A 13348-nucleotide genomic window follows, 5' to 3' on the forward strand; every position below is an offset into this window, starting at 1 on the left:
GGGAGACGACATTGGACTCCGATGCGCTGACGCACTATCGCAAGCTGCTGGAGGAGAACCTGGACGTGCCGTTGTGCGTCACGTGGATCGAGTCCATGCCGGCCACTGAGGCGCTCGTCGCGGCGGGAGGGCAGGAGGCCGGCTCGGGCAGGCGCAACTTTCGCGCAGACCGTAGAGGCGGCCTACGACGTGCTTCCCGCTTGGGCCGGCGCGGCGATGGCCGGAAGCCTGGGGTCCTGGACCGTCCTGGTCGAGCCCAATGGCTTTCAAGGGACGCGTCCAGAGGTTCTGGCCCGGTTGGCGCGGCAAGGGCGGGCGCTCAGCGTGTTCTGGAACGCCAACGGGACGGGCAACTCGCCTATGCCGAGCACGGTCGCGTCCTCGTCACGGCGGATCTGTTCGACCCCGAAGAGCTGGAAGACCTCGAAGACCTGCCCGACGTGCTGTCGGCCTGGCCCGAACTGGCGGAACAGGACGATCTCCGCAGCGCGGCCCTGACCTTGGGCGAGATGCTCATCGGCGGGCGTCTGGAGGCGGAGTGGCTGGCCGCGGAGCACCAGAGCGCCGTTCTGGACATGTACGCGGGACCGGCCGGAGCGGTTCTGCCTGGCCAGGACGAGCGCGACCATCTCGCTTATCTCGCCGGCGACCCGCGCGTGGCTGACCTCATCGCCGCCCCCGGCCCCGGCCGCGCGCGTGAGATCGCCGCGCTGGTGGCGGAGACCGCGTGCGAGCTGAGTGGCCTGCACGTGCCGGTGGCCGACCGTGTTCTGGCCGCTCTGGCGGGGGTGCCGAGCCCGGCCGTTCTCGCCGAGCTCCGCGCCGAAGTACGTCTCCTCAGCCAGGAACTGCTGGCCCAGAGCCCGCCGGCCGATGCTCCCGCTGAGGCCGTAGAACGCTGGCGTGCGCGATACCAGGCGTTGAGCGTCCTTGAGGCCGCGGTCGGTGATGACGCCCTGGCCGCGGCCCGGGATGCGATCTGGCGGATCGGCATGCTTCGACTGGGCGACCGGGGGGCCGCCGGGTGGGCGCGCTCATGGTAGTGCTGGAACAGCTTCAGAAGTAGGGCCGGGATCGCGTCGCCGCGCCTGCCGCCGGGGGTGGTGGTGTCGAGGTTCTCGTGCAGTGAGGTGAAGCCGATCTCGCGCTTGCGGAGGTCTCCGACCATGCTGATGAGGTCGGCCAGGGAACGGCCGTAGCGGTCCAGGCTGGGCTAGTGGAGGCTCAGGTCTCGCCTGGCCTCCACATGTGCAATTGGTTTGTGTCCGAGGCCGTACTCCAACCCCCACATCGGGTGCTCCCCGCGCACGCGGGGAGGATCCCTCCTCGTAGTCCGGTAGGGGCGCCTGCTTCTTGTGATCCCCGCGCACGCGGGCATGCTCCCACGCTCGGCCAGATGCTGACTCCCGCCCCGGGGTGCTCCCCGCGCACGCGGGGATGGTTCCGCGCTGTGACACATCTCAAAATCTGGGATGCCCCAGCACCCTCAAAACTTGGCCGCGCATTAGCCGCGGTTGGCGGTAGCCCGCCGTCGATGACCATGAACAGTCGGACACAACGAGAGAGGCCCCTCACCGCGTTTCCGCTGGTGAAGGGCCTCTTTCTGCTGGTGTGGCAGGTGCAAGGTTCGAACTTGCGTAGGCTGAGCCAACGGTTTTACAGAACCCTGTCTCCGATCAGGTAATGATGGCGTCTACCTGCGATAACAAGGTCGTGAGGGGCGTCTAGCGGTGCCCGACGACGCGCATATGACACGCTGCCAGCTGGCATCCAGAAGCTTCTCGGCTCACTACATCGACAACCCGCTATCGGAGGCTATAAGAACACCGTCAGCTCTGCAGCATGGATTGAAACGCCCTCTAAATTAATCCTGATCTCGCCATATTTCGAATTCCCGGGGCATTTTTCGGGCCAGAGTGTTCATAATAGGAGATTGCTCCACAGACTCCATCCATACATCGAAGGATACCTCGCCTTCCGGAAACCACCATTCGGAGCAGCTGTCCACCGACTCGAGCTCATCATCCAATGCATATCTGAACTCGAACTGTATTTGGATGTAGTACTCGTGCTCTCCGCCCGAGTCAACAACTTCGAGCTGCCGCACCAAACTGATGACAAAGGTTGGTTCGGAGAACCAGCCCACCCTTCCATATTGGAACAGGTATCCGTCTGCCTCGGCTAGTTCCGGCACATCAAACTTGATCGCCGAGTAGCGTCGCACCAGCCCAGTCAAATCCGAGATCCGAGGGTTCAGCAAGGACATCTCTTCGAGGAGCCCTCTGGCAAGATCCAGAGCCGCCTCTACCTTCCGCTCACCTGGCATGACCAATTCTCCCGCATCTGATGCCTGTACCTCAAACTGCGTCCGCCTGCCGGGATCTTTCAGATCCCGACAGGCGGATAGTATAGCCCTAAGGCCAAACGCCACTCTGGAGCTGTCTTCTAATATGGTTTATCACATCCAGAGCCTCCTTCTTGCTTCGCGCTCCAGCCATAAGGTCGTTGACATAATCATAGTATTCGTTCGTGTGAACTTTTGAATGCACCGATGCATTGGTTGGATTAGGCGACCTGCTGCTACGTGGCAACCAGACGCCATTTTCAGCGTCATTTACATCGATGCCGAACCTGTCCAGCACCGCCCTCGCAGGAGCAGCCTTTTTTGAGTTTCCCGCCACAATGTGGTGCGGACTGTGAGGCGTGGTTGGCTCCGGAATTCCAGCAGCAATGAGGTTCCGTCGCAGCTTGTCCGCGCATCCCGGGTCAGCATTGTGAACGAGAACTGCATGGCCGCCTGAAAGAACATAGTAGGTGTGCAGGTCCTCGACAGCCAGGTTGTGAACCCGCTGATCCGCCGCCGTTCGTTTCGCGATGGCGGCAACCTGGACGTATGTGCCAGCAGATGTCTGCAGCCACATGCCGGAGCGTAATTCTCCTGCGGCCACCCACTCGCGAAGATTTGGTACCCAGAATGGGTGAGATTCGGTAGCAACTAGCGTACCAACAGAGCCGTTATCCGTTCCGTTAACCTGGATGGAGATCGAAACTAGATTTTTAACGCCCCTGCTTGTGATCGGCGTGACGACGGTCTTGCTTCCGATCCGGCCGGTCTGGGGATCGGCGGCTTGGACTTCATCACCAGCTTTGACTCGTTCGATTTGCTTGTACGTGCCGTCGGCCATCAAAACTTTGGTGCCCGGAAGGAAGCTGCTACACGACACCTCTTTAACGGCCTTGCGAATTGGACTGGCAGTCGACGGCGTCGACCTCTTCTTAAAGGTCCGGAATCTGATGGAGACCGACCCGAACTCATCACTCAGTCCCGGGTTGCTCAGCAGCCAGCGATACGCCTCGATCTCTTCTTTCCTGAGCCCTGCATCACGACTTTGGTAACGAGACCTTTGCTCTTCGCGCTTCTTCCAAGCACGACGCTCCTTTTCCATCTTCCGCTGCTGGGCAGCGACGGCTTTCTTGTGATTCTTCTCCAGCGTGATCTCGTAATTCTTCTTCTTCGCGCCGCTGGGCTTGTGAGTCTTGGAGAACGCCTTGTCGGATTTTGCGTTGCCGGTGTCGACGCGGCGGCCGTCCGGGTCGGACAGGTCGATGGGGTTGTTGGCCGCGTAGCTGTAGGCGTTGGCCCACTCAGGGGTGCGGAGGTCGAGTTCGGGGTCGGTGGAGATGAATTTGGCGATGGCCGGGTCGTAGTACCGGGCGCCTAAGTAAGTGAGCTCGGTGGAGGCGTCCTCGATCTTGCCGAGGAAGCCGCGGTCGGTGAAGGGCAGGTCGTCCCCGCCGCGGCGCTTGCCGAACGGGGTGTAGCGTTCGCGGCTGACGGCGCCGGTGGCGTCGTTGATGGCGAGTTGGGTGCTGCCGTGCTGGCCGGCGAGCAGCCAGGTGAGGCCGCTGGTCTCGCGTAGGGCGATGAGGGTGCCGTCGGAGGCGGTGTAGTAGCGCTTGGCGGTGACCTGGCCGCCGGTGAGGCGGAGTTCCAGGGCGCCGAGGTAGAGGGTGGTGCTGCCGTCGGGGTCGCGGCGGATCAGGCGCTGGCCGTCGGCGTCGTAGACCATGCCGGTCTGCTTGCCGTCGACCGTGGCCTGGGTGAGCTGGCCGAGGGGGTCGAAGTCGAAGGTGGCCTGCTTGCCGCCGACCGTGCGGGCGGCGAGTTGCCCGGCGTTGTCGTAGGCGTAGGTGTCGGTGCCGCCGGGGCGGGCGATGGAGGCCACCGCGTTGGGCCGCACCGCGTTGGCGCCGGGGGTGGGGTAGCTGTAGGTGGCGGTCTGGCCGTTGTCGGTCAGCGTGGTGATGTTGCCGACCTTGTCGTAGCCGTAGGCCTGGTCGTACGGGTCGACGCCCTTGCCGTCGCCGGAGCCGGTGCACGAGCCGGCGGTGGTGGTGTAGGCGGTCTTGAGGCGCAGCAGTCCGTCGTAGGTGAAGCATTCGGACTGGCCGTCGTGCGTGCCGGGGACGGCGGAGGCGGAGTCCAGGATGCGGGTGATGTTGCCCGCGATGTTGTAGCTGTAGCGGTCGTCCTGGACGGTCGTCGGGCTGGAGGTGTCCGCCTTGGTCTGGGTGCTGACGCGGGAGAGCCAGTCGGTGGTGGCGTCGCGCTCCAGGGTGCGCTTGATCTGGCCGTTGCCGCCGAGCAGGTGGCTGGCGAGCTTGCCCGTGGGGGTGAAGGCGGTGTCCTTGACGTAGGTGGAGCCGCCGCCCAGGTCGGAGGTCAGCGCCTTGGCGAAGCCGAGGTCGGTGTAGGCGTGGGTCAGCTTCTCGGCGGCCAGGCCGCCGGCGTCGGGCAGGGTCTGCTCGCGCAGGTTGCCTGCGGCGTCGTAGGAGGAGGTGAAGGCGTAGTCGCGGCCGAGGGCGCCTTCGGTGCCGGGGATGGTGACCTTGGTGGCGGTGGGCCGGTAGTCGCTGTCGTAGCCGGTGACCGTCTGGGTGTAGGCCTGGCCGCCCACGTAACTGATGGACGCGGTGGGCTGCCCCTTGGCGGGACTGTCATACGTCCACTCGGCGAGCTTGGTGCCGGTCTCCGGCTCTCCCGACCATTGGGTCTTGCGGCGGCCGAGGTCGTCGTAGGTGGTGGAGACCTTCTGGTTCTTGCCGTTGATGCTCCAGATCTGCCGGCCGGCCAGGTCGTAGCCGTAGCTGGAGCTGCCCGCGTCGGGGTCCTTGGCGGTGGCGCGCTGGTCCAGCCAGTCGTAGGTGTAGGTACGGACGTTGCCGTTGGCGTCCGTCATCGTGGTGAGGTTGTCGCTCAGGTCGTAGGTGTAGGTCGTGTCGGCGTGGGCGGTGGCGTCCGACCACTCCTCGACCTTGACCGTGCGGCCGTACACGTCGGTGACGGTGGCGGTCTTGCCGCCGACCGGCGGGGTGACCTCGGTGCGGTCCTGGCCGGGGTAGCTGGTGGTGGTGCGGCGCAGCTCGGTGTCCAGGTGGTAGGCGATCGCCGCGGTCGGCCGTTCCTGGTCGTCGTACAGGGTCTTGGTCCACTGGGGGACGCCGCTCAGGGCGGGGTTGAGCAGGCCGCTGCCCGCATCGCCGGTGTTGTGCACCGGCTCGGTGATGGCGGCGGTCAGGCCACGCGGGTCGTAGGTGGTGGCGGTGACGATCCGGCCGCCGGCGGGTGAGGCGGTCTGGGCCTCGCGGGTCCGGCCTAAGCCGTCCTCGTAGCTGTGCGTGGTGGTCCACTTGGCCGAGCTGCCGGTACCCGTCAGGAGGGTCTTGACGGTGGTCTTGATCGGCGCGGTGGGCTGGCCGGCCCAGCCGTCGAACGGAATGGTGTACGAGGCCGTGGCCGACGGGGTGCCGCCGCTGCGGGGCTGGCCGGGCTTCCACACGGCGGTGGTACGGCCGAGTGCGTCGTAGTCGATCTCGGTGGTCTTGCCGTTGGCGTCGGTGACCGCGACCGGCTCTCCCAGGATGTGCGACAGGCGGGCCGTGGTGGTGTGACCGAGCGGGTTGGTGACGGTCACCCCGGTGCTGGGCCACCCTGTGGGCGGGGTGTAGGTGGTGGTGGTCGTCTTGTTCAGCGGGTCGGTCGAGGACAGCGTGCGACCGTAGTCGTCGTACGTGGCCTTGGTCGTGGAGATGGTGCTCGCGTTGGCGTAGGAGCGGGCCTCGGTGGGGTTGCCGTCGCTCGGCTTGTTGGTGGCTGGGTCCGAGCCCAGGTCGTACAGGGTGACGGTCTTGCCGACCAGCGTCCCGGCCGCGCAGTCGTCGCCGGACCGCTTCTCCACCACCGACGGGAAGGCGACGAGCCACTGGCCCGCGTCGGCGTTGCGGGCATACGTGGTGCTGGTGCAGGAGTTGTCGGTCGCGACACCGTCCTGGCCGTAGTCGTTGACCTTGGCAGGTAGGCCGTCGGCGTTGTAGGCGGTCTTCTCGTCGCTGTAGCGCCAGGTCCCGCCGGTCACCTTCTCCCGTGAGCGTTCGCGGGTTCGGAGGACGTAGGCGGGGTCCATGGTGCCGGGGCCGTTGCCCGTGTTCTGGATCGTGTACTCGAACTTGGTCGAGTCGATCTCGGTGTAGGCCCGCGGGTTGAGCGAGGTCATCTTCCACGCCTGCTCCTGCAGCACGTTGCCCTGCAGGATCGGCTTGTCCACGACGGTGCCGCCGTCGAAGTCGGTGACGGTCTCCCCGGTACCACGGAGGAACGTACGGGTGCTGACGCTGTAGGCCGACGGGTCGGTCCCGGAGCCTTCCACGGTGCGCACCTGGCTGTAGCCGCGCCACTCCGAGTTCTGGGGCGCCTGGTTAGGCTCGGCGAACTGGATGGGTTTGGTCCAGCGCGGGCTGCCCAGGAACTCGTACTGGTGCACCATGTCCGGCGAACCGGCCACCATGTCCCGCTCGGTCACCTTGACCGCGAGCTGCTTGTAGTACCGGGTCCACGACTCGTACCCCTGCTCGGGGTCGCTGCCCTGGTCGACGTCGTAGCAGTCGCCGATCTTGTCGGCGAAGTAGTTGGAGCCGTCGCGGCCCTTGCCGCCGCTGCACGGGTCGGCCTGGCCGTAGGAGACCTCGGTCCGGCCGCCCATCCCGTTGGCGATCGCGGCGATGCGCGGGACCATCCGCCAGGACACCAGGTCGGTCCAGTCGGACATGGTGTCGTGGTCCATCTTCCCGGCCAGCATCACCGCGTCGAAGTCCAACGGTGGCAGCGTCACCTGTGAGGTGCCGGCCAGGCCGGTCTGCTGCACCTTGTCCAGCCACAGTGCAGGATCATCGGCCGGCCCGAAGTCGGTGCGCTGGTAGATCCAGGTGTGCTGAAGGTCGAGCCGATCCACCGGATCCCAGCCGCCCGAGGTCGGGTTGAGCGATTCGGTCAGCACCGAGGTCAGCTTGCGGGTGGTGAAGAACGCGATCGCCTTGTTGACGCAGCCGGTCGCCTGCGTGCACTGCAGGTCGGTCGGCACGTCACCGCCGGTGCGGGCGTCGGTGGTGAACGTCATCCGCGCCGTCGGCGCGCTGCCGCTGACCTGGGTGTTGTGGCCCCACTTCACCGAGGACAGGAACCCGCCCCGGTCGTACGGCAGCACCCGGTACAGCTCGTGCTCACACGAGGGCAGGCAGAAGTAGTTGCTCTCGCGGGTGTAGGAGTAGTCGACGACGTTCTCGTTGCGGTCGACCTCCTGGTCGAGGTTCCACCGCCACACGCCGGTGCAGGTCGGCGGGATGTCGTCGTTGTTGTAGCGGTCGAAGCAGGGCTCACCCGACTCGTTGCCGACGTACGGCACCTGCCACTGGGCATCCTTGGTGGAGCCGAACCGCCACACCGTGCCGTCCTGGTTGGTGATCCTCCAGTACGGCTGGCCGTCCGCGCCGCCCGCGACCTGCTCGATCTTCCACCCGAGATCCGGGACCGTCTTCCACGCCCCCGAGGTGCGGTCCTTGACGATCTGCGCCGAACGGCCGCCCGCGCTCAGCACCAGCTCCGACTGCGTCCTGTCGTTGGTGGTGGAGTCGTCGTCGGTCTCGTCCGGCGACTCCCAGCACAACGCCTCGCCACCGATGCCGCTCTCCCGGGCGGTCCACACCATCCCCTCGTTCTCGACGTAGGAGTTGTCCACGTAGCAGCGGCGGTAGCGGCGCTCGATGAACCCGGCGTTCAGGTCCCAGCCGGCCCCCACCACGGTGGACTGGTTGTTGGTCCAGTCGCCCTGGCCGTCCACCGACGACGCCTCGTACTGCAGCGACAGGTCCGGTCCGTTGCCGGCCACCGACGGCGGCTCCGGCAGTGGCACGTCGTAGTCGAAACCGCCACCCGACGTGCCCGCCTGCCAGGTGCCCGACGGCTTCAGGTCGGTCGCGCCCCAGTTACCGTCGCGCCCCGTCATCCCTCCGGCCAACAGGTACACCGACCCCGCGGCCAACTGCGCCGCCAGCCGCTCCTGCGCCACCTGCGCCATCCAGGCCTTGCGGTCCTTGCCCGGCGCCACCGGCTTGACCTGCGCCGCAACGGCTCCGGCCGGGGTCGCCTCCACCTCCGCAGTCACCGTTCCGGCCTTCACGTCATTCGTGGACGGAACCACGCTCGGGCGCACCACACAGGTCTTCGGCCGCGGCGTCTCCAGCGCACATGCCGGTACCCGTACAAGCTGCAACCGGCTGGCGAAGTTCCCGCCGAAAGCGTCCCGGAAGTCCGCGTAGGAGAACTCCGCCCGCACCTTGCCCGACGCTGAACCGCCATCGGCCCGCATCACCCGGGCGGCGATCCCCACCCCGCCCAGAGCACGCGCCACCTCCGGCGCCAAGGTCTCCACCTTGACCTTGCCGACGTCAGCACCCTTGACCTGCCCCACCTTGAGCGGCAGAGCCCCCACTTCGGCCACCTTGCCGACCTCGGCCACCTTGACCTCGGCGCTGCCAGGCTTCGGCCACACGGGCTTGCGCCGCTCCACCTTGGGCACGGACTCCTCGGCGCCCTTGGCAGCCTTCTTCGCCGGCACCGGTCGCCCGTCCACCGAACGCTCCGGATCAGGCGTCGCCGCCCCGGCCTGTGGAATCAACTGGTCAGGAACTCCCACGCCCGAGACCAGCACCAGTGACACAAGCCCGATCACGAACGCCACAAACCACACCGGCAGACGGCGACTCGGCATCCCGCATCCCTTCAGGGCACGCTGACGCAGACCCCGGGGCACCGAGGCCTTACATGCCTAAGGCAGACATAAATTGGATCAACCGGACTTTGATCGACAGACCAAGATCGGTCAACGACGGGAGCGTCACTTACCCAACACCGCCAGTCAGGACGGATTGACCATGATCGACATGTTGCCAGGTCAAGTCGCGTGTCACGGGGCCGTGCAGCACCTGAAGAAATGCCGTGTGATCTACATCACTTGATCTGACAAAGTGCGTCGAAGGATGGGCCAGAAAGATCACCGCGGCGCCGCAGCCTCCCTGCCGACGGCCCCGCGTGAGCAGGCTGCTGTACGGCCGTTTACGGCGCGCAAAAGGCCCTTCCGCTACGGGAGACTGGCTTTGACCTGGGTGGAGATGAGCAGAGGCGAGAGCCCCCTGAGCACTTCGGCGCCATGCTGCTTACCCTTGGTCGTCAACCTGCGACGCCTGACTTGTTGGGTCGCCGACCCAGCTCATCACTTACCACGGCGCCGGTTGATGGGCTTGAGCTCAGCCACAGCATCCAAGAACTCCTGCCGCGAAATCTCGAAAGGCAAGAACTCTTCGAGATCGAGATCCGCGCATGTCAATGCTCCGTACCGATCTTGCTCATGCTGCTCGTCGTACGCGAGGACCACCCCACTGGCGTACACCTCGACCTGCTGGCGCACGGTTCCGGCCTCGTCAATGGCCAGGTAGTACACCGACGTCCCCCAACTGGCGTACTCGTCCCCACGATCGTCGCCCCAGGGTCGGCGAAAGCACCTCACCCGGTCATCCTCACGCGGCAACCGCCAGCTCCTCGATCACCGATCTTCGGCCGCCCGGCGCTCCTCCGGGGTGGTCACGAAGCTGCCCATGCCGGGCTCGGTGCGAATCAGACCGTCCGCCCGCAGAGCGCGCATGACCTTCTGGCCGGTGGCGTTGGCGATGCCGAACTCCTCGATGAGCGCGATGAGGGACGGGATACGCTCGCCGGCCTTGTACTCACCCGTGCGGATGCGCTCCGCGATGATCGCGTGCACTTGCCGCCACCTGGGCTGATTAGCTTTCAACTCCACCACCCATGAACGGTAGGAAGCTGCTGCGTGCCATGGCGATGGACAGCGCGCTATAGCGCGCCATAGCTTTACCAGTCTAAAATGCGGCCATGGCTGCTCCGGAGATCTTCCCCACTGGCCCTGACCGGTGCATGAGTCCACATGTGGCGATGCCACAGCGCGGCCACGTACGCCTGGAATGGCACCCCTACGGACCCCGCTTTCACCGGATAGGCGTGATCGCCTGGACGTGCCCGTGCCGAGCCACCGTGTACGAGCTCTGCAGCGCCGGCGGCCGAGCCTTCATCCGCCGCACCGTACAGCTCGACGACTGCCACCAGGTCCACGAGACCAGCCCCTTGCCTCTGAAGGACGCTTGGACGCTCTGGACATGCCTCCTATCGGGAACCGCCCGATAGACGGGAAGGGCTCGTGAACCCTGGGTGTGCGCTTGTGCTCGCAGCGTTCCGATCAGCACTTGACTGTCCGATCGATGAGCGCACTTCGTCCAGCCACGCCAGCCGACGGCAAGAACCTACGAAGTCGCTCCTTGCCGCCAGCGATCACCCCGAAGTTAACGGCGAGTACCAAGCGAGCGATCGTCACGGCCTTGACCACTTCGATGCGAAGCCACCTGACCCTGCCCCCGGACAGCCCTATCACTACTGCTGACCTGGATCGACTGTCAGGCGACGTCTGCGAGCGTCCGTGCTCATACTCTGCGATCGTCATTCAGTTCGCCACTCACAGCCACCGGCACAAGCTGGAGCCACCTTCTCCCAAATCGATTGCATGTTCGATACCATAGGCGATGGTCGCGTGGTTCCACTTTTGCGACCTCAAATGAGGTAGAGTTCTTGGAACCATCATGACCTTGGAGGGGCTCATGGAAGAGGTCTGCCATGTCGGCGCTCAGGCCATCTCGCGCCTGACGCAGCTGGGTCTGTCGACCGAGATGATTCATCAGGCCCTCGAAACCGCTGCCGCCGATGCGCGCACCTGCACCGCGTTGGACGCTCCCGGTGCGGCGGCTTCTCTCTTCTGGAGCCGGAGCAACCGCTACATGCGTGAACAGCTCATCCCGGAAGACTGGAAGTTCAGCAACCGCCTTACCATCCTGCGCACGATCCACCCGTCCGGCACCTTCGCCATCACCGCGATGAGCGCTTCGAAGGGCGTGGGGGACCCGGATGCTCCTGTCCGTGCCAAGAACCCCAAGGGCGCCGCCATCGCGGTGCTTGTCGAGCTGAACCAGCAGCTCGGCCTGTTCCCCCTCGAAGACCTCGGCATCACGATCTCCGAGGAGACGGAGAGGAACGTCGATGACCTCCCCACCTGGTTCATCCTCTACCGGATGGACGAGACGGGGATCGCGGTCGAAGTCTCCCTGCCGGTGAAGATGCACGGGAAGTACGTCGACACGTGGGCCGAACGGATCATGGTGGACACCATCCCGTTCGGCGACGGAGGCGCGGAGTTCAACATCAACACCGACGACAACGACGACCAGGGCCCGGAGTTCGACGTCACCTACAAGGGCATCTAGGTCGCTCGTCAGGTGACGCCCTACGGCCGCGCCTTGGTCCACTAGGGATGGTTCTAAGTGTTCACTGCCTCACGCCTTGTTCTCGCACGAAAGCGCCGCCGGATGACCCTTGCGAAGCTTTCCAAGGCTTCGAACGTATCGGTTCGAAGCCTGACCGCGTTTGAGAACGGGCATAAGGCACCTAGCGGAGAGACGCTGGAGGCTCTAGCCAATGCTCTAGAGCTTCCCGTCTCCTTCTTTGGGGGCGTGGATCTTAATGAGATCCCAGTAGGGGAAGCCAGTTTTCGCGCGCTGACAAAGATGAGTGCCCTAGACAGAGATGCGGCACTCAGCGCTGGCACGTTCGCGATTGCTCTAGGTGAGTGGATAGAGGCTCGCTTCGACCTACCTCTACCCGATATCCCAACCTTTCCTCATCTAGAACCAGAAGAGGCAGCTGAACTACTGCGAGCCAGATGGGGACTTGGCGAAGCCCCCGCACCAAATATGATCCATCTTCTTGAGGCACACGGTGTCCGGGTCTTCTCCCTTGCTACCGACTGCGCATCTGTTGATGCTTTTTCTCTGCGGCACGGGGGAAAGCAGCCGTTCGTGTTCTTGAACACACATAAGAGCGGTGAACGCGGTCGATTTGACGCGGCCCACGAGCTGGGCCATCTAGTTCTGCATGTTGAACACCGAGTACCGCACGGCCCAGAGGCTGAAAGGGAAGCTCAGCAATTCGCTTCAGCGTTTCTCATGCCCAGGGCGGGTTTGCTCGCTCAAGGTCTACGCAACCCCTCTATTCCACAGATCTTGAAAGCAAAACAGAAGTGGAAAGTGGCCGCCATGGCGTTGACCTACAGGCTGCACGATCTCAACCTCATGTCCGATTGGGTATACAGGACCACAGCCAAACGGCTTTCGCAAATGGGGTACCGCAGCTCCGAGCCAGGCGGAATTCCTAGAGAGACCTCTCAGCTTCTCACCAAGGTCCTCGCTGTTCTGCGCGATAACGGAATTAGCGCTCCCCAGCTTGCCAAGAGTGTGGACCTAAGCCTAGATGAGCTAAACAGACACATCTTTGGTCTCGCCCCTATCGCACTTAAGGGTGGGCGAGAAGCAATTTCTCATGCTCGGCCTGAGTTGCGTTTGATCCACGACACCGGCCGTCAGCTAGACCGCGACAGCGGCGCCCTCTGATCACCTCGTACGCCGTCGACTCACCGCGTAGCGGCAGCGGGCCGGGGACGGAGTGTCAAGCTCGGCGTCGCGTGTACGTTCGCCGGCCGCCGTTCCTCGATCATGCATTGTCCTGCGGTCAGAGCCGGGCTTGATACGGAGGAGTCGGTCTGCTGGGCTTGCCTGAGTCGATGGTGTGCGAGGTGATCAGCCCTCAGCCACCCATCTACGTTCAGAGCCGTGTGGTGATCGCCTCGGTGCCGGAGTGCTCCCGCCGGAGGCATTCTTTGGCCTCATCGGCTCAGTCCGGTGGCCGGCGTCTCGCATGGTGCTGTTGAACGTTCTGCGCGTGGTTCTGTCTTCGTTCGATGGTGCGGCGGGGTGGCCGGGCGGGACCGGCCCGGAGAGGCCGCACGCCCGCCCGGACCGCCCGGCCGCCCGCCGCCCATCGGGCGGCGGCTTGATGACGTAG

The 13348-nt window shown here is 64.8% G+C and carries 7 protein-coding genes and 1 pseudogene; 3 read left to right on the top strand and 5 right to left on the bottom strand.

Annotation, left to right across the window (positions count from 1 at the left end; translation table 11 throughout):
• Positions 1–11 precede the first annotated feature (11 nt).
• Complete coding sequence (locus tag AB0H64_RS08200) at positions 12–1043, top strand: hypothetical protein (RefSeq protein WP_357621492.1); 1032 nt, start codon at positions 12–14, stop codon at positions 1041–1043.
• Between the two features lie 44 nt (positions 1044–1087).
• Here AB0H64_RS08200 and AB0H64_RS08205 read toward each other — a convergent pair.
• From AB0H64_RS08205 to AB0H64_RS08225, 5 genes and pseudogenes are all read right to left on the bottom strand, one after another.
• Positions 1088–1207 (bottom strand): annotated as a pseudogene (locus AB0H64_RS08205) (recombinase family protein); the annotation flags it as partial.
• A 657-nt stretch (positions 1208–1864) separates the two neighbouring features.
• Complete coding sequence (locus AB0H64_RS08210; RefSeq protein WP_357621495.1) at positions 1865–2326, bottom strand: hypothetical protein; 462 nt, start codon at positions 2324–2326, stop codon at positions 1865–1867.
• 88 nt (positions 2327–2414) lie between these two features.
• A complete protein-coding gene (locus AB0H64_RS08215) occupies positions 2415–9104 on the bottom strand; it encodes a polymorphic toxin-type HINT domain-containing protein (protein WP_357621498.1) in 6690 nt (2229 codons plus the stop codon).
• Positions 9105–9605: 501 nt separating this feature from the next.
• Entirely contained in the window at positions 9606–9833 is a 228-nt protein-coding gene (locus AB0H64_RS08220; protein ID WP_357621501.1) for a hypothetical protein, read from the bottom strand.
• A 102-nt stretch (positions 9834–9935) separates the two neighbouring features.
• Positions 9936–10154, bottom strand: coding sequence for a GntR family transcriptional regulator (locus tag AB0H64_RS08225; RefSeq protein WP_357621503.1), 219 nt, complete (start codon positions 10152–10154; stop codon positions 9936–9938).
• 883 nt (positions 10155–11037) lie between these two features.
• Between AB0H64_RS08225 and AB0H64_RS08230 the strand changes: the two genes are divergently transcribed.
• Positions 11038–11715, top strand: a complete 678-nt coding sequence (locus AB0H64_RS08230; RefSeq protein WP_357621506.1) for a hypothetical protein — start codon at positions 11038–11040, stop codon at positions 11713–11715.
• A 57-nt stretch (positions 11716–11772) separates the two neighbouring features.
• On the top strand, positions 11773–12897 hold the full coding sequence (locus tag AB0H64_RS08235; RefSeq protein ID WP_357621508.1) for an XRE family transcriptional regulator: 1125 nt from the start codon (positions 11773–11775) through the stop codon (positions 12895–12897).
• Positions 12898–13348 lie beyond the last annotated feature (451 nt).

It is taken from the genome of Nonomuraea sp. NPDC050733 (assembly GCF_040654215.1).
GTDB lineage: Bacteria > Actinomycetota > Actinomycetes > Streptosporangiales > Streptosporangiaceae > Nonomuraea.

Bases quoted from the DNA above. Each gene is read 5' to 3' on its own strand.
- AB0H64_RS08210 (WP_357621495.1), bottom strand. From the start codon at position 2,326: ATGCCAGGTGAGCGGAAGGTAGAGGCGGCTCTGGATCTTGCCAGAGGG.
- AB0H64_RS08230 (WP_357621506.1), top strand. From the start codon at position 11,038: ATGACCTTGGAGGGGCTCATGGAAGAGGTCTGCCATGTCGGCGCTCAG.
- AB0H64_RS08215 (WP_357621498.1), bottom strand. From the start codon at position 9,104: ATGCCGAGTCGCCGTCTGCCGGTGTGGTTTGTGGCGTTCGTGATCGGG.